17 protein-coding genes and 1 pseudogene are annotated in these 18,493 nt (G+C 47.0%); all 18 read left to right on the top strand.

The annotated features are described in order from the left end of the window. Window positions 1-263: 263 nt before the first annotated feature. Window positions 264-1,505: a site-specific integrase gene (locus BACCOP_RS04080; protein WP_007566606.1), complete on the top strand. Its 1,242-nt coding sequence runs from the start codon at window positions 264-266 to the stop codon at window positions 1,503-1,505. Between the two features lie 59 nt (window positions 1,506-1,564). Further along, window positions 1,565-1,978 (top strand): hypothetical protein, encoded by a 414-nt coding sequence (locus BACCOP_RS04075; protein ID WP_040311825.1) that lies wholly within the window; start codon window positions 1,565-1,567, stop codon window positions 1,976-1,978. A 174-nt stretch (window positions 1,979-2,152) separates the two neighbouring features. Further along, window positions 2,153-3,094: a ComF family protein gene (locus tag BACCOP_RS04070; RefSeq protein WP_007566602.1), complete on the top strand. Its 942-nt coding sequence runs from the start codon at window positions 2,153-2,155 to the stop codon at window positions 3,092-3,094. A 221-nt stretch (window positions 3,095-3,315) separates the two neighbouring features. Continuing rightward, entirely contained in the window at window positions 3,316-3,669 is a 354-nt protein-coding gene (locus BACCOP_RS04060) for a helix-turn-helix domain-containing protein (RefSeq protein WP_007566599.1), read from the top strand. Next, window positions 3,653-4,057: a helix-turn-helix domain-containing protein gene (locus BACCOP_RS04055; protein ID WP_007566597.1), complete on the top strand. Its 405-nt coding sequence runs from the start codon at window positions 3,653-3,655 to the stop codon at window positions 4,055-4,057. Before BACCOP_RS04060 ends, BACCOP_RS04055 begins: the two co-directional genes overlap by 17 nt. Window positions 4,058-4,142: 85 nt before the next feature. Continuing rightward, the gene (locus tag BACCOP_RS04050) at window positions 4,143-5,957 is read left to right on the top strand and encodes a DUF4099 domain-containing protein (protein WP_007566596.1); all 1,815 of its coding nucleotides are present in this window, start codon (window positions 4,143-4,145) and stop codon (window positions 5,955-5,957) included. A 154-nt stretch (window positions 5,958-6,111) separates the two neighbouring features. Next, window positions 6,112-8,247 carry a type IA DNA topoisomerase gene (locus BACCOP_RS04045; RefSeq protein ID WP_007566594.1) on the top strand — a complete coding sequence of 712 codons (2,136 nt, stop codon included), beginning with the start codon at window positions 6,112-6,114 and terminating at the stop codon, window positions 8,245-8,247. A gap of 149 nt (window positions 8,248-8,396) precedes the next feature. Continuing rightward, a complete protein-coding gene (locus tag BACCOP_RS04040) occupies window positions 8,397-8,849 on the top strand; it encodes a DUF1896 family protein (RefSeq protein WP_007566592.1) in 453 nt (150 codons plus the stop codon). Then, a pseudogene (locus tag BACCOP_RS04035) lies at window positions 8,836-11,508 on the top strand (N-6 DNA methylase); the annotation flags it as partial. The gene BACCOP_RS04040 and the pseudogene BACCOP_RS04035, both read left to right, overlap by 14 nt. 204 nt (window positions 11,509-11,712) lie before the next feature. Then, window positions 11,713-11,928: a hypothetical protein gene (locus BACCOP_RS19210; protein WP_007566588.1), complete on the top strand. Its 216-nt coding sequence runs from the start codon at window positions 11,713-11,715 to the stop codon at window positions 11,926-11,928. Window positions 11,929-12,011: 83 nt separating this feature from the next. Next, window positions 12,012-12,443, top strand: coding sequence for a hypothetical protein (locus tag BACCOP_RS04030; RefSeq protein ID WP_007566586.1), 432 nt, complete (start codon window positions 12,012-12,014; stop codon window positions 12,441-12,443). Between the two features lie 57 nt (window positions 12,444-12,500). After that, on the top strand, window positions 12,501-12,968 hold the full coding sequence (locus tag BACCOP_RS04025) for a hypothetical protein (RefSeq protein ID WP_007566582.1): 468 nt from the start codon (window positions 12,501-12,503) through the stop codon (window positions 12,966-12,968). Between the two features lie 215 nt (window positions 12,969-13,183). Next, on the top strand, window positions 13,184-14,626 hold the full coding sequence (locus BACCOP_RS04020; RefSeq protein WP_007566580.1) for an IS4 family transposase: 1,443 nt from the start codon (window positions 13,184-13,186) through the stop codon (window positions 14,624-14,626). Between the two features lie 57 nt (window positions 14,627-14,683). After that, a complete protein-coding gene (locus BACCOP_RS04015) occupies window positions 14,684-15,211 on the top strand; it encodes an SMI1/KNR4 family protein (RefSeq protein WP_007566578.1) in 528 nt (175 codons plus the stop codon). Window positions 15,212-15,259: 48 nt separating this feature from the next. Beyond that, entirely contained in the window at window positions 15,260-16,270 is a 1,011-nt protein-coding gene (locus BACCOP_RS04010) for an NTF2 fold immunity protein (protein WP_007566576.1), read from the top strand. Window positions 16,271-16,439: 169 nt separating this feature from the next. After that, entirely contained in the window at window positions 16,440-17,138 is a 699-nt protein-coding gene (locus BACCOP_RS04005) for an Imm43 family immunity protein (protein ID WP_007566574.1), read from the top strand. Between the two features lie 68 nt (window positions 17,139-17,206). Next, window positions 17,207-17,839, top strand: coding sequence for a hypothetical protein (locus BACCOP_RS19205; RefSeq protein ID WP_007566571.1), 633 nt, complete (start codon window positions 17,207-17,209; stop codon window positions 17,837-17,839). A gap of 78 nt (window positions 17,840-17,917) precedes the next feature. Beyond that, a partial coding sequence (locus tag BACCOP_RS03995) for a T6SS immunity protein Tdi1 domain-containing protein (protein WP_007566569.1) occupies window positions 17,918-18,493 on the top strand: 576 nt, incomplete at its 3' end.

The raw sequence follows: 18,493 nt of genomic DNA, 5'->3' as shown, positions 1-18,493 counted from the left end.
AGTCCACAATTTCAATGAATTGTGGACTTTTTTTGTATTCTGCAAGTGCCAATCCAAGGACATCAAATAGCCCACTTCGGACAAAGTTCCGTTACCAAATCGTTACAGAAAAATTGCCGTCTGATTATTGTAACGATTTTCATGCTAACTCACTGATTTGTCCGCTGTTGTCTCAATTTTGTCTGCTCATAATCCAATTAATAACCTTTCCTTTGTGGCATTGTGTAACGATTGTAACAAAGGATATAAAAACAGATGCATTTATGAGCAAAAGTACATTCAAAATTCTCTTCTATCTGAGAAAGAACTACGTAAACAAAGAAGGTAAGGCGAGCATTATGATTCGTATCACCGTAAACGGGGAAATGTCACAATTCAGTTCAAAACTGGATGTGGAGCCTCGTCTGTGGGACACCAAACTGGGACGTTTGTCAGGGAACGGAACGAAAGCAAGGCAGGTGAACAACATGCTTGATGACATACGTACCGCATTGAACAACCACTACCGCTATATAGAATCAAGGGATTCCTTTGTGACTGCCGAGAAGGTAAGAAACGCTTTTCTCGGATATGAGGTGAAGCAACAGACCTTACTGGAGCTTTTCAAACAACACAATGAGGATGCAGAAAAACTTTGCGGCATCAGTAAGGCTCCTGCTACTCTTGTGAAATATGACCGAACTTACAGGCGGTTGGAAGAGTTCATGAAAGTAAAATATAGAATATCAGATATAGCGCTTCGGGAAATAGACCATAAGTTTGTGACAGATTTTGAGTTCTATCTAAGAACAGTGAGCCGATGTAATGAAAACACGACAGGAAAGTTCATGCAGATATTCCGTAAAATTGTTTTAATAGCCAAAAATAACGGATGGATAACAGTTGACCCGTTTGCCAATTATCATATCCACATGAAAGCTGTGGACCGCGGTTATCTGACGGAAGAAGAATTGGAACGCATTCTGAAAAAGGATTTTCAGTCACAAAGGCTGGAACAGGTACGGGACATATTTATATTCTCGTGCTTTACGGGGCTTGCTTACATTGATGTTTATAACCTGAAAAAAGAAAACATTTGTACATCATTTGACGGTAGCAAATGGTTGAAGCTACATCGTCAGAAAACTGCCACTCCGGTAAACCTTCCACTTCTGAAAATTCCGCTGGCGATATTGGAAAAATACGAAGGAAAGTTAAAAAACAATCGTGTGTTACCTGTATTGAGCAATCAGAAAGCAAACTCTTACCTGAAAGAGATTGCTGATTTGTGTGGAATTAAAAAAAATATTACCTTTCACCTGGCAAGACACACATTTGCGACAACAACCACATTGTCTAAAGGTGTGCCGATTGAAACGGTATCAAAATTATTAGGACATACGAATATAAAGACTACCCAAATATACGCGCGTATAACTAATGAAAAGATACGTGAAGATATGAAGGTTTTAGCAAGTAAACTTACCAGTATAGAAGATGTTGCATTGAAGAGTAATGTAATATAGACGATTGGTTGTTCTTGTTTCAAACATTCCTGATTAACGGTAAGAACAAAAGATATGCTATGATAAAGATTGGAAATTTTGAAATCGAATATGACCGCAATGCTCCGGAAAGGGTTGCCGTGAAAATAGAAACGGACAAGAACGGAGAAGTATGGCTTTCGAAATGTGACATCGCACGGGCATACGATGTGTTCGTACAGTCAGTGAATGCCGGACTGAAATCTCTGGCAAAAACAGGGGATTTTGACGAATACACGGATGTACGAGTGGAACATTTCATCTATAACGGAAAAAATTGCAGCACTGACCTTTACGGATTGAAGACTATCGTCGCACTGGGATTCCGCATGAAAGGACTGAAGTGCGAGGCATTCAGAAAATGGGCGGCACGGAGGCTGGCGGAGTCATTTGAGGCAAAAAAGAATACGGTCATTCTCTGTATGACCGGTGAAAAGAGAAAGGGCTTGAACTGAAACCGCCGGATATGACGGATATGCGTGTCGGGGCAGTCTTTTTTGCAGGAGGCTGTCCCGACACGTGTTTGTATAAGCTAAAAAATGTGAAACTGCAAAACATACTTATCTGTAAACCGATAATAATGTGTAACTTATCTCCATCTTAAACCTGTAATTAAAGATAGAAACGGTATGGTGGAGGAATTTGACCTGCTTGAAGAGGTGGAAGTGCAGTTCTGCGATGAGGAATGCACGGAGTCGGTATGGCACGGAGTGGAATACAGCGAAAGCTTGTTTTGCCGGGAGAAACCGAAGTCGGAACTGACGGTAGTCATCAAAGAGGAAGGCATGATGTACTTCCTGACTACTGACATGAAGGAGTTTGCCGGCCTGTGCCGGAAACACGGGTGGTACATCGTCTCGCACCAGCGGTTCAGCGAGGCGATGGAAATCGGCATGTGCCTGATGGAAGCCGGGAAACATGCGGGATGGTACTCGCTGGGCAGGTCGAAGGAAACGAATACCATGATGAGGGACGTGCTGAACTTCACATTTGAGAGTGGGAAGCGACCGGACTTCTATCCGTATGAAACGATATTCAAGGGAGAAGTGCTTATAGACGGATGCAAATGTCATTATCTGCATGACTATCACCCCACAAAGATGGAAAAGACGGACGAACATCAGAAACGGGTAAGCAACCTGATTTTCCGTTTCAAGGAGGGTGGACACTGCGGCGAGCTGGTCGCACGGATACTAGCACTTTGTCTGAAACATGCAGGATTCAACGGAACGAAGGAAGACACGGTACTGATACCTATACCCGCATCGACAAGGGAAAGACAACGGAAACGCTTTCCGGTAGTATGCTACTACCTGTCGAAATGGCTGGGCATTACGGATGGTTTCAAGGCCATCTGGATAGAGGAAGACCGCGAGCAACTGAAAGGAAAGGGAAAGGATAAGGACATACTGCGGAACCTGCAATTCACACGGCGGTATATCAGAGGAAAGAATGTTGTCCTGCTGGATGATGTACTTACAACCGGGGAGAGCTTCAGGCAACTGCAACGGAAAATGAAACAACTGGGGGCATTGTCGGTTATCGGAGTGTTTCTGGGGAAAACAGTGTAGCTTGATTCTATTACATATTTAATGACTGATCGATTAGGCGGCTTCATCCGTGCTTCATGCCGGGCGGAGCCGCCTTTTTTTGTGCCCGTATGTGAAGAAACAGGGCACTTGTGGAAAGAATTACAGGAAATTTCGGGAAAATCATTCCCTACTATGGAAATACTATGGATTGTGCCTGCACGGAGTTGCGCACCTTTGCAGCGTAACCAATACGGAATAATATGGAAATAGTAACAATGGACAATGAGGTCGTGAAAACGATGATGGAGAAGATAGACCGGATAGCGGACTATGTTTTCAAGAAAGACAACGTGCCGAAGGAGGAAGTGGAAATCCTGCTGACGAGCGAGGAGGCGGCGGACCTGCTGAAAATCAGCACGAGGACACTGCAACGGATGCGAAAGGACAAGACTATTCCCTACATGATGGCAAGAAGCAAGTGCCGGTACAGACTGACGGATCTGGAGGAATGCGTGAGACGGAAAATTGTCCGCTGCAATCCGAAGACACTGGAGGAGTTCAAGCATAACTACCTGATGACAAGAAAGGAGGCAGACGATGGAAGCGGTTGGTAAGGACCTGTTTGAGGAATGGATGCAACGCATCATGGGACGGATTGACCGGTTGGACGGTATCATATCGGTACTGATAAACAAGGATGCTTCCGGGGTGAAGTACTTGGACGGGGAACGGATGTATGACAACCAAGACCTGTGCGAGATGCTGCGTACCAGCAAGCGGTCACTCCAACGTTTCCGCAGCGAATACGGACTCAAAAGCCGGCGCATCAGCCGCAAGAGCTATTACAAGGAGTCGGACGTGTTGGAGTTCATCAGCCGGAACATGGAAGAAGTTGTACTGGACGGCGGGAAAGTGCTGAAGATAAAGGAAGGCACAGGGAAGAAATCACCGGGCAAGACCAAAGAGAAGAAAGGAGGCAGGCGCACGGCAAGTCGCTTATGATAGGGAATTTTCAAGACGAAAAGAAAAAATGCCTGTATGGGTGGTTGCCGGCAGGCTTGTTCAATAACCAATAAAAAATCAATCAATGGAACAGAAAAAGAAAAAGGAAGAGGACGTGCTGGTTGTCCGCGACGAGAAGACGGGCGAAATCAGCGTGGTTGCCGGACTGGACGGCAAAGGTTATCCCAAGAGGATACCGCCGAAAGCGGAGCACTCGCAGGAGTTTTTGCGCTTTGACCGCCACGGAGATGCGATAGACAATTTCTTCAGGAACTTCTACCGCCAGTGCAAGGAACCGACGCGCTTCGGTTTCTACAGGGTGGCAGCGGACATGGTGGAAGCACTGCTTCCGGTTATCAAGGACCTGCTGAGAGACCCTGCGGCAAACGCAGAACTGCTTGCTCCGCACAAGGTGGATACATCGGCGTACCAGCAAGCTGAGGAACAACAGGCTGCGGAAGAGGTGAAAAAAGAAAATGCCGAGACGGAGGCTGTGGAACAGCAGGCTGCGGAGGAGGCGAAAAGAGAAAATGCCGAGACGGAAACTGAGGAACAGCAGGCTGCGGAGGAGGTGAAAAGAGAAAATGCCGAGACGGAGGCTGTGGAACAGCAGGCTGCGGAAGAGGCGAAAAGAGAAAATACGGAAGAAGACAATGTGGAACAACAAACAAATGAGAAAATAGAAGAAATGAAACAGGAAAATCTGGAACAGCAACCGCAGGCAGCGGAAACGCAGGCGGTACAGGGACAGGAACCGGCACAGGACGGGCAACCGCAGGCGAAGACGCAAAGACCGAACCTGATAGCGGACGGCGACGTGGACTGGAAGGAACTGGAACGGTTCGGGGTGAAAAAAGAGAATCTGTCTGAAAAGGACATGAAAGCTTTGATGAACTATGGCAAGACAAATCTGGTGACGGTGAACCCGACCTTCGGCGGTGATAGCTATGAGCTGCAAGCCCGACTCTCGTTCCAGAAGACGGAAGACGGGGCATTGAAGCTCACTCCCCACTTCGTTCGCCACGAGCCGAGGCTTGACATTCCCCATAACGGCTATACCTTCACAGATGAAGACAAGAAGAAACTGAAGCAGACAGGCAATCTGGGCAGGCTGGTAGATGTGGCGGATACGAAAACCGGGGAGATGCGTCCGTCGTACATCAGCATCGACCGCCTGACGAATGAAATCGTGGACATTCCGGCAAGCAAGATACGCATCCCGGACAGAATCGGACTGACGGAACTGTTAAAACCGGAACAGGAAATCCTGCGTGCGGGGCTGGCACTGCCCAAGGAGGTGACACTGAAGGGCGGGCGCAAGTTTGAAGCCGTGTTGCAAGTAAGTGCGGAGAAACGCGACGTGGAGTTTGTGCCGGAATATCTGTGGCAGGGGCAATCGCAGAGACGTGGAAACGGACAGGAGAAGAAACAGCAGAGCCCGGAAGCCCCGGATGCTCCCGGACAGCAGCAGAAGGAAGACGGGAGTCAGGAGAACGGACAACGACGCAACCGCTCGTGGACGAACGAGGACGGCAGCATCCGCCCGATAGGGAAATGGAAGGATGACAAATTTACGGAACAGCAGAAAGCAGACTATGTGGCGGGGAAAGTTGTGGTACTTGCCAACGCAAAGGACGACCAGGGACAACCCTGCACGAAGTACCTGAAGTTCGACCGCGAGAAAGGCAGACCGCTGACCTATTCGGAAAACCCCGACCTCGCGCAGACCGTTGCCCCGTCGAATGAGAGCCGCACGCAGCTCGCCGTGAACAACGAGGGCAAGACCAACGAGGCGACCAAGCACCTGAAGGAGCCGCTTACGCAGGGACAGACCGCCCCTAAGGACGACGCCCAGCAGAAGCAGCAGACGAAGAAATCCAAAGGCATGAAGGTTTCCTGAGTGCCGCCACTGAATCCATAAAAAATTAAAAGAGAATAAACAACGGAATGAAACGGGGCCTCATGCGCCATGTACCGCATATCCCACGGATAACCGGCGTACCCCGTTCCACTCCACAAGAAACAATAGTATCAACGACTAAAACAGGAAATATATGATTACCATACTGGCTGAAAAACCGAGCGTGGCGCGTGAGATAGCACGCATCACCGGAGCGACAAGAAAAGAGGAAGGATATTATACGGGAAACGGCTACCATGTGACATGGGCATTGGGGCATCTGGTGCAACCCGCCCTGCCTGACGGGTACGGCTTCAAGGGCTTCCGCAGGGACAGCCTGCCCGTGATACCGGAAGAGTTCATGCTGATACCCCGACAGGTAAAGACGGACAAGGGCTATAAGGCGGACGCGGCAGCGGTGAAGCAGATAAAGGTGATAACGAAGCTGTGGCAGGAAAGCGAGGGCATCATCGTGGCAACGGACTGCGCACGCGAAGGGGAACTGATATTCAGATACCTGTATGCCTATACGGGCTGTACGCTGCCCTTCCGCCGGCTGTGGATAAGCTCGCTTACGGACACTGCCATCCGCAAGGGATTGAAGGAACTGAAGGACGGGCATGAATATGACGACCTGTATCTGGCGGCAAAGGCACGCAGCGAGGCGGACTGGCTGGTGGGCATCAACGGCACGCAGGCGCTGACCGTCGCCGCCGGGCGGGGAACGTATTCCGTGGGACGCGTACAGACACCCACGCTGGCAATGGTCTGCAAGCGGTACCGGGAAAACAGACGCTTTACGCCGGAGCCGGTACACCAGCTGCATTTCTCCGTGCCATCGGCAAATGCGGGTACGGTGGTGAAATTCGCTTCCGTGAAGAAATGGCAGGACAAGAACGAGGCAGCTATACTATATAATAAGGTAAAGGCGAAGATGTGCGCCACCGTCACCAAGGTGGAAAAGAAGGAGAAGGTGGAGAACCCGCCGCTGCTGTACGACCTGACCACACTGCAAAAGGAAGCGAACACGAAGCACGGATTCACGGCGGAACAGACGCTGGAGCTGGTACAGAAGCTCTATGAAGCGAAGCTCGTCACCTATCCGAGAACATCGAGCCGCCATATTCCGGAAGATGTGTTTGCTGAAATACCGCTGCTGTTTGAACGGCTGGCAGGACACTCCACACTTTCGGATAAAATCGTGAACTTGGACGGACTGAACCGCCGGAGCGTGGACGCCTCGAAAGTAACCGACCACCATGCCCTGCTGGTAACGCCGAACCGACCGCTTGCCCTCTATAAGAACGAGCAGATTATCTACGACATGATTGCCGGACGCATGGTAGAGGCTTTTTCGGAGGAATGTGTGAAGGATACGGCTACCGTAGTAGCGGAGGTGGTGCCGGACGCAGGCGAAAGATGCGAGGGCCTGACGTTTGAGGCGAAAGGCTGCATCGTGCGCAAGGCAGGCTGGCGCGGCGTGTACGGAGAGTATGGTGAGGACAACGGGAATACGGCATTGCCGGACTGGACGGAAGGTGACACACTGGTGATGGCGGGATGCTCGATGAGTTCGGGCATGACCCGACCGAAACCGCTGCATACGGAAAGCTCGCTGCTGGCAGCGATGGAAACCGCCGGGCGTGATGATGTGGAGGATGAGGAGGCACGCCAGGCCCTGAAGGACTGCGGCATCGGCACACCCGCCACCCGTGCCGCCATCATCGAAACGCTGATCAGAAGGGAATACATGGTGCGTGTGAAGAAATCGCTGGTGCCGACGGAGAAAGGACTCGCCCTGTATTCCATTGTAAAAGACATGGACATCGCCAATGTGGAGATGACCGGACGCTGGGAAGCGGAACTGGCGGAGATTGAGAAAGGAAAGACCCCGCACGAGGCTTTCATGAGGGACATAGAAAGCTATACCCGCAAGATTACCACAGACCTGCTTGCGTGTGACCGTATTTTCGGACACAAGGCATCGGGCTGTACCTGCCCCAAATGCGGCAAGGGCACGATGCAGTTCTACGGCAAGGTGGTGCGCTGCGACAACCCGGACTGCGCCCTGCCCGTATTCCGCCAGATAGCCGGAAAGACGCTCACCGACGGGGAGATGACCGATTTGCTGGCAAAAGGAAAGACGGAAGTCCTCGGCGGCTTCAAGAGCAGGCAGGGCAAGCCGTTCAGCGCGGCGGTCGCTTTCGATGCGGATTTCAACACGAACTTCATCTTTCCCGAAGCCAAAGGCGCAAGAAAAGGCACGAACATGAAAGGAAAACGAAAATAATGCGTAACTTCGCCACTGGTTCATGTCATAATCTGTTTCAATCCGTTGATACTCTTTATTCACATGGATTTAGTGGCGGCACCCGGAGGGATACCGGGTGCCTTTTTCTATCCTTTCCAAAATCATTCATCCACTAAATCCATAAGAAAATGAAACAGAACAAGAGAACCGCTCCGGCGGAACTGTCCTACTACGGGCTGTACCTGCTGGACTACCTGAGAAAATACCATCCCGACAAAGTATCCGACACCGGTCTTATCTCCGGGCGCGAGGAAGCCGCCGCCGAGACCTTCGAGAAGGCAAGGCTGGAGGGAAGCTCCACGGAAGCCGCACAGGAGGAAGCCATGCGCGTCCTGCTCGAAGGACTCCACTTCTCCCCTTACGCCCTGCTGCGCGAGGTGGTGGAAAACGAGTTCGCCGACGAGGTGGCGGCATCCGACCGCGAGGCGTTCTGCCGGAAACTCTTCCCCTATCTGAAAAACCTGCTCGGCGGTTACGACACGCCGGACGACACCTTCGCCCTGTCGCCCGACCACGACCTGCTCTACACGGAGCTGACCGGAACCGTCATGCTTTATCTGGAGTCCTATGGCATTCAATAGGAAACAGAAACTGAGGGACAACATCGAGGCGATACGGACGGCATTCACGCTCGACCGGGAAGGGCGCACGCCCACCGAAAGGGAGCGCGTGCTGCTGGGGCGGTACTGCGGCTTCGGGGGACTGAAGTGCATACTGAACCCGGCACGGGAGCTGACGGATGCCGTACACTGGGCGAAATCCGACCTCGAACTGTTCGCCCCTACGGTGGAGCTGCACCGTATCATCCGGGAAAACAGCCGGGACGACATGGAGTACAAGCGTTATACGGATTCGCTGAAAGCCTCGGTGCTGACGGCGTTCTACACCCCGCAAGCCATAACGGACACCATAGCGGATGTGCTGCACGACCGCAAGGTGCGCCCGAGGCTGGTGCTGGAGCCGTCGGCAGGCATGGGCGCGTTCATCAGCCCGGTGCTGTCGAACAACCCGCAGGCGGAGGTGACGGCATTCGAGAAAGACCTGCTGACGGGCAAGATGCTCGGACACCTGTACCCGCAGCAGAAAATACGCACGGAGGGCTTCGAGAAGATAGAGAAACCTTTCCTGAACCGTTTCGACCTTGCCATCTCCAACATACCCTTCGGGGACATCGCCGTGTTTGACGCGGAATACGAGAAAAAGTCGGTCATGCACCGGATAGCGGCGAAGAAAGTGCATACGTATTTCTTCCTGAAAGGGCTGGACGCGGTGCGCGACGGCGGTGTCGTGGCATTCATCACCTCGCAGAGCGTACTGAATACGGAAGGCAACGGAGGCACGCGCTACCTGATGATGAAGCAGGCGGACCTGTTGTCCGCCATACGTCTGCCGAACAACCTGTTCACGGAAAACGCCAACACGGAAGTGGGTTGTGACCTGATAATCCTACAAAAGAACATCAACAAAATGGATTTGTCCGAAGAGGACATGCGGTTTACCCGGACAGTCAGAAGCAACCATACCGGAGTCGTTACCAATGAATATTTCCTTGACCACCCGGAACGCATCATCCATACCGAAGCGAAAAAGGATACCGACCCCTACGGCAAGCCCGCCATGATATACACGCACAACGGCGGTGTGGAAGGTATTGCGATGGATTTGTATAAAATGCTGTCGGAAGACCTGTCGGTACGGCTGGACTTGGAACGCTACAACGGCATCAAGGGCGAAAGACAGGAAGCACGGCAAGAGATGCGGCAGAACATTGCCGTACAGACCGAGGGTATTGAGACGAAAAGAGAAAATTCCGCTTCGGTTGCGGAAGAACGGACGGAGGTGAAAAAAGAGAGCGGATTGCCGGATGCAGGTGCAGCGGACCGGACAAAAAGGGAAGCAAACAGTGTGCAGCCGAAAGTACAAGCCATGACCGGCGTGTCGCAAGAAGCGCAAAGCAGACATCCGGAAGCCCCGGTTATGGATTTGTACGACCTGTTCGGCTACACGCAGGAGGAAAGGCGGCTGGCGGAACGCGGACTGAAGCCGGAGCGGAAGAAGGGCAGCAAGTCCAAGCCGAAGAAACCGGTACAGGCATCGCTGTTCGTGCTGCCGGAGGACGGTACGGGAATGGAAGCGGACAAAGGAAAGACGGAGGCAGGTGCCGCCATTACCCCGGAAGAGGCAAAGGAAATGGAGGAAATCATCCGTGGCACAGCAGAGGTGGAAGCTGCCCCGGTTGAAACGACCGCACCGAAAGCAGAGGACAAGATACCGCTACAAGAGGACGGTGACCCGGAGGACGCCGTTTACCGCAGCCTTGACTGGGAAACAAATCCGCCCATCAACGGATTCTATGAAACGATGATGTCGCTCACGCCGGAACAACGGGCGGAACTGCGCCGGCTGGGAAAGACGAAGATGGAAGCCAATGCCGTCAAACGGACAGTCGGGACATCGGAGGCGCAAAGAGAAAAAGTCCATGTGGGGAAAACAGAAGAACCGCAAGGTACTGCTGCTACGGCGGTCTATCCGATAGAAAACGGATTCGAGGCGGAACGCGACAGACGGATAGCGGAAGTGGAGAAAGCCCTCCGTGCGGAGGAAGCCGCCCTGACACCGGAAGAGAGGCAGCGCAAGCGGGAGGAGGAAATGATGCCCCGTCCGTACAGCCGACCGCTGGAGCCGCACCTGAAGGACGGCTCGTTGGCATGGGTACATACGCAGGGCGTGCGCTATCAGGTGGGCGTGCTGAAGGACGTGACCCGCTACGGGGCAACCTTCCATCCGCTGGACATGGAGGTTATGCAGAAGGAGAAAGCGCAGCTGTACATCTCGATGCGCGACACCTACGAGCGGCTTTACGCACAGGAGGCGGAACGGCAGGAGGCAAACGACATGCTCCGCCGCCACCTGAACACCTACTACGACGAGTTCACTATGCGGTACGGTTGCCTGAACGCCAGGCAGAACGTGAAGCTGCTGATGATGGACGCCTCCGGGCGCAACATGCTGGCACTGGAACGCAGCGAGGGCGGTACGATGGTGAAGGCGGACATATTCGACCATCCCGTTTCCTTTTCGCAGGAAACGACCGTCATGGCGGAATCGCCGGAAGAAGCCCTGTCCGCTTCGCTCAACCGCTACGGCGGGGTGAACCTGCCGTATATGGAATCCCTGTGCGACATGGTACGGACGGACATGCTGGAAGTACTGAAAGGCAGGGTGTACTACAACCCGCTGGCGGGGAACTACGAGATAGCCGACCGCTTCATTGCCGGTAACGTGGTAGTGAAAGCGAGGGAGATGGAGGAATGGGTAAAGGGACACGAGGGGGACGAGATGATGCCGCAGGCACGGGAGGCTCTGGAGGCTTTACGCGAGAACATCCCCGAACAAATCCCGTTTGAAGACCTTGACTTCAACTTCGGGGAGCGGTGAACAGATATGCATAAAGGCTATGCTTCTATATCCGATTACGCTTATCTTGCTTCTGAAACAGATTTCGCAGAAGATGGTTCATTGTATCCTGTCGTTGAATATTGGTATGAAGATTCAGATATATCATTTTCCATAAGAGTCAGTTATGATATGGGCTTAGCTACAATTTCATGTGCAGAGAGCCTTTCATTGCCTTATATTTATAAGCTGAAAAAGAAATAGAGTTGTTAACAAGCACCTGTGCCACCTAATGGTGGCAAGCTGCATCCCATTAGTAGCAATAGTGCGATTATAAAAGTCAAAATATGGAAGAAGAAGTAAAACAATATTTGCATATTCGGTATCAATGGAAAGGGCAGCCGATAATTGATGCAGATTATCTATTAGATTTATATTTCCGGGCAAATTATTACCCAACAGATAAACTAATAGACTTCCTATGCTATTTTTATGGATACAAAATTACCTTCCCACAATCAGATGTTGATTTCCAAGTGGAGAAGGTGTTAAAGGATTATCCATATAAATATCTGCATCCTGTATTAACGAAAAAGCTATCGGTTACTTCCATTGTTCCATTTGCCGAAATATATACAGGTCACATGGTATTAGTCTCAGATGAAAATGAGAATATATATGGAGTGTATGATGATGAAATATTGTTATACGGGAGAAATTATAATAAGCTGATGAACCTTTTATATCGCAATGAGGATAAAGGTAAACTAAGCTACTAACGAGCCAAGATAGCCGCTAACGCAGCTCCTTGTCAAACCATTACTAACAATAGTACGATGAATAAAACTGTCCAATCCATAGTATCATTGACTGCTTTCAGTGCTTTATTGATAGTCATAACATTATTTTGTGGTGGCTTAGGTTTTGGTCGTCTGTTCAGGATATATGGCATTATGGAGTATTGTTTTTTAGGTTTACTTATTATTACAGATGTAACTGTAATCTACAAGGTCTATAAACTATACGCAATGCACCCAAAAGTGATAATGTTATTGCTGGGTCTGGAATGTTGCTCTGTCATTTTGTGGCTTGCCTTTATCTGTATAGACCAAAGTCTATTAGATTGGCAAATTACAAACTTCATATTGCAAGCTGTCAACTTAGACGGCTTCACGGGAGATGAAGGAGGATTGAATATGCTCGCAGTTTTATGCGGCATTATTTATCCTCTTTTGGGGATTGGGTGTTTATTCACCGGATTGAGATTTATAAATAAGTTAGTAACAACGAAAGATAGCATCTAACGATGCTCCTTTCTAACCATTAGATGTAATTACTCAATAATATGAAAACGATAGAAACGATAAATAAGCATTTTAATACTCTTGGTGGATTATATAATATAATTCAAGTTTCGCAAGTACTCAAATAATGTAATAAAAAAGGCTAAAGAGTTTGATAATTCGATGATTATCACTATATTAATGTCGCCAAACAAACGATATAGCACCCTTTAGCCATGAACAAAAATAGATATATTATCGGTGAACTCCAAGAGTTTTTTGCAAAGAATGACTCTAGCAAGGCAATAAACAGCATATCAACCATTATGAACAGCATAAGGATACAAAGCAAAGTCATCGGGTCAGTTAAGAATCCGAATTGCAAATTCACCTGTCTTCAGGTGTTGCAGCTGCTTGTTCTGTTCCCGTTCTTTTCAATTAAGAATGCTGCCAACTATTCGTCTTCTGCCCTGGGCAAGATGTTTGTCTGCCACAAAGATATGTTCTATCGTTTCATGAACGACGGCAACATCAATTGGCGACGTATAATCTACTCGGTTTTCAGGCAGGTGTATTCACGTGTGAAACGTAGAACGACATTGAAGTCGGACATCAGGTGTGTCATCATCGATGATACAGACCTTCCGAAGACCGGATTCAAGACCGAGAAGATTGGCAAGGTATTCTCTCATACCCAAATGAAGCCTATACTTGGATTCAAGGCAATGTTCCTCTGTTTTACGGATGGTGTATCCCAGTTTCTCCTTGACTTTTCTCTTCATGGAGAGGAAGGAAAACGAAGCGATAAGCCACAGGGTTTATCCAAGAAACAGACGGAAGCTCGCTACTGCAAGGAACACTCAGAGGATAAGTGTATTGCCAGGCGTAGCGCTGAGTATTTTGCAAGTAAGATTGAGACGGCCATCAGTATGCTCAAACGCTCAATCATAGAGGGCGTACGTTTCGATTATCTTCTTGTTGACAGCTGGTTTACCTGCTTTGAGCTTTTGAAGTTCGTAGTCTCAAGGCACTTTGGATGCCACCTTATCGGAATGATAAAGATGGGCAAGACCAAGTATGAGACAGATCTTGGAAACAAGACAGCGCCTGAGCTTATCAAGGCTCTCCAGAAATCCAAGAGCGTAAAGTATAGCCGCTCAATCGGTTACTACACAGCAACTGTCTCTGCTAAAATCTCCGGCATTAAGGTCAGTCTGCTCTTCTACAGAAGAGGTAAGAACGGCAATTGGAATGCTCTGCTTACCTCTGATCTTAAACTTGATGCAAAAGAAGCCTTCAGACTTTATTCAAGAAGATGGGTTATCGAAGTGGCTCATAAAGAGATGAAGCAAAACCTCAAACTCGGAAAGAACCAGTGCAGAGACTTCGCCGGACAGATTGCAGGCATATCATTGTGCGTACTACAGTACAATATACTCAGTTATGTCAAACGCAATGAGTCATACGAAACTATCGGAGGACTCTTTGCTGAAATTTCAAAGAACTCTGTTGAACTTTCAGTAGCCGAAAAAATTTGGCTGCTGATCGTAGAAGTTATAAACGTCATTGCCGAGGTACTTAACTGTGATGCAATGGTTCTGACAGAACAAGTAATATCAAACGATAAACAAATCAAAGCAGTAAAGCAGGCTTTCGACAGGCTGACACCAGCCGCCTGAGGAGCTACACTTTACTTGCGAAACTTAAGTAATATAAGCCATGAAAAGTCATTAAGTTTGCATGACCTTGAAAATGAAATCAGGTCAATTGAGAATTATCTAAGGAAAGATATTCCCAAACTTTTAAGGGATATTCTGATAAAATATCATGGATATAGTTTTAATAATGAAGTTGGGTTTAATGTAACAACGCATATCCCAATATTGGGTAATTCTATTTTCTTAGAGTTTGGGCAGTTCCTTTCTTTGTATCAAAAAGATTTATTCGATATATTAGAAAATAATGATGATCTTTTCAGAACTGATTTTTTGCCATTTGCTGAAGCTACTCCAGGTGATTATATTGCATATAGTATGCAAGAACAATCTGTGTATTTCATTTCACATGATTTTTCCGAGAATGAACAATCACATATTAAGATTGCAGATTCATTAAAAGATTATTTTCTGCATTTATGTGAGCGTACAGAAGAAAATGAGGTATTAGAAAAAAAGCCCCAAATTATATCTGTAAACTATTCAGATGAATTATTGGCTGAAATTCAGAAGTGGAAAAATGAAAATACATCTAACAAGAAAAGATAACTCCTGAACGGTGTTCCTTTTCAAACCATTAGCAAAAACAGAAAGTCTATGAACAAAGATTACCTTAAAAATGATAGAACGATGATAAAAGAACTTACTTCTTTTCCCAAGCGGGCACGTACCATCAACTGGGAAGACGGCAAACTGATTTTTGATGGCGATAAGGTGATGCTCATGCCCGAGCTATCTGTGGAGGTGATGCAACAGATTGGCGCTTATCCTGCTTTGGTGGGATTTCATGTCAAGCATTACCCTTTGACGGACGAACAGATTCAACCGCTGGCAGGTGCCAAGAAAATGGTCAATGTAGGGATCGAATATGCGGAGCTTACCGACGCATGCTTTGCGGTATTTGCCACCATGCCCACTTTGGAGTATCTGCTCTTGGCAGGAAATTCTGCAATTACGGGAAAGGGGTTGTCCATGATGCAGGCAAGTAAGGTGGCTCTGTTGGACTTGAGTGCCACGTCGCTGGACGATGAGGGGTTGCATCGGGCTGCTCAGCTTCCTAAGCTGAATCATTTGCATGTTCGACAAACTCAGATCACTTATGAAGGGGTGCTTGGCATTGCTTTCAATAAACGCCTTTCCTTGCGTCCTGGCGACCTCTTTACCCAGGAGCAGATGGAGCTGTTCGCCTCGTTGCAACGAAGCCAGGCGAAGAAGAAGTTGGAGGTGGACGCTGATGCGGTTCATCAGGCGGAACAGGTGCTGTATGCTTTCTTTGCCGCCATGACTCAATGGGAGAAATATACCGACCAGACAGATTTTGATGCGCCGGATGTGCGACCGAAGTTGCAGCAGATCTGGCAGCAGTATGTATCCGAGAAGCCACGGATGGGGTATCGGCCGCTCGCTTTGTCGCTTTCTCCAGAGGGGACGTATGCCACCTTCCGCCTGGTTGATGCCGAACAGGTTTCCCGCAACAAACTTTACATCTATGCGCAGGATGAAAGAATCAATCTCGACTATCGTTTCTGTATGAAACGTGTGGGGGAAGCATGGAAAATCGATGCAGTACAGATGCGGACAGACGGGTGGAGGCGTTGTGGATTGTAAAAAGAGGAACTTGAACGAAATTGCATTCGGGAATGATATTTTCAATTTCGGATAATAAACGGTATTTTATTCATAGACCTAACCCAATATTAGAATGGGTATAATATTTTGCTAACAAACCGGGATAACGCTTACAGCGTTCCCCGCTAAACCATTAACGATAATAATTATGAATACAGAGGAACTTTATATTTGGCGATATGGGATAGATAAACTTCCTAAAGGATTATTGGAATATGGTAAATTTGATGTATGTGATACTTATGATGAAAGTAAAAGACAACGATTTCAAACTAAATGGAGATGGATGTGGAAAGACAAGAATGGTTGGGAAGAAAACTTGCCTCCCGTCTTATACCTCGTATGCAACAAGAAACCGGGAATTTTGCAATTTGATTTTTGTGACCAGTGGAGCATAAAACTAAAAATCGTATCGGAAGAGTTTTTGTCTTTACTTCAAGAAAATGGATTCATTGATAAATATGATATTGCAACTGTCAAGGTAGTAAACAAGAAAAACGAATCTCTAACGGATAAAAAATACTACGCTTTACGTATAAACCATTTTGACAATGATTCTTTCCATTTCGGGAAAGGTATAACATTTCATCAAAATGATGTAGAGAAAAAATTAGGAATTAGTTTTACAGTATATCCTGATATGAAACTGAAAGACAATTCCATCAAACAGAATTTCTTTGTTTTGAATAGCATAGAATATGGTGATGGAATAATATTCCGAGAGAGTGCTTTGGATAAGGTGTTGAATCTGTATAAACCTGAAATTTACAAATTATCAGACTACTCCAAACTATGGATAAATAAAGGCTTTTATCCATATGGGAATGAGTTTATGATTGTGAAATAAAATCGTTAACAAGGTCGAGATAACAGCTTAATGCTGTTCCTCACCAAACCATTATACACATAAAAGAAATGACAGATAGCGAATTTCAACAAACCAAGAGAATATTACTCGAACAAGAAAGAATGAATAAAGAATATACACAACTTGCCAATTATATACAGGAACGACTTTCTGTACAAGTAATCAATGTGACTTGTACAAAAAGAGAAGATTCAATTAATCTAACTCTTTGGTTCAAATATGAAAATGAGGCAAATTCTTTTTATAAAGAACGGTTTGTTGTCGATTCTCGAAAAAGAAATGCAATATTAAAGCAATTCAAACAAATTGCGAATGTAGAAAATAAATCCGATAGCATTTGTCTATCTTATCAAGCATTTGAAACATTAGCAAAAGAGGAAGCAAATAACAGCATTACTCAACTTGAAATATTAGAATTGAAAGAAAAACTGCATTGTAATGATTTATGGGAAATTTCTCGCTGTTTGGCTAATGTTGTTTTTTTCTTGTATGAGGATAAGCAAGTAAGGCAATATAAAGAAAGAGGATTTATAGATATATGGTCGGAAATGTATTTAGATTTGTTGAATCGCTATGATGAATTTGGATTTTTCACAAAAGAAAACTTTCATATAAAATTGGATAGTAAGGAAAATTTTGATAATAATTTTAATAGTAATTGGTATTATTACTATGTATAAAATGTGTATAACATGCGGCTTAACCTCCCGAAAAGGTCGATTAGCCACCAAACATTATCAACCATAAAACGTAGAAATATGTACGAAGAATTTTTAGAAAAAAGCCTCAATAGTAAGAGGCAAGCAGTAGATGATACTTTTATTGCTAAATATGCTGATTTGTCTTATCCCGAACTGAATACTTTATGGCAGGAGGTCGGGTTGGGAAGTTTTTGTAATGGACTGTTTAAGCTCATCAATCCGTCCGATTATCAGGATGTGATAAACTCCTGTTTTGAAAAGGAGGATGACCAATCATTTCTACCATTCATGTGTACGGCTTTCGGCGATCTCTTTGCCTATGTAAAGAATCCGAGACTGAATAATTACGTTGTTTATCTGAATGTCAGATACGGAACATATTTAATACTTCCCGCCAATCTTCGTGCGATTTTTAATAAGGTCATGGTAAACGAAAGTTTCTTAAAAGGTTGGTTTGATTTAGAAAATTATCCTGTAATACAAGAAAAACTCGGAACTCCAGACTATGACGAGTGTTTCGGATATTCTCTACTTTTGGCTTTGGGAGGAAGTGAGGATATTGAAAACATCAAGATAGTCAAGACTATTCCGTACATTGACATTTGTACCCAAACAATCGGCGAATTTGAAATT

This window comes from Phocaeicola coprocola DSM 17136 (assembly GCF_000154845.1).
Lineage (GTDB): Bacteria > Bacteroidota > Bacteroidia > Bacteroidales > Bacteroidaceae > Phocaeicola > Phocaeicola coprocola.
The sequence above is the reverse complement of the archived record's forward strand: the minus strand, read 5'-3'. Positions and strand labels throughout refer to the sequence as shown.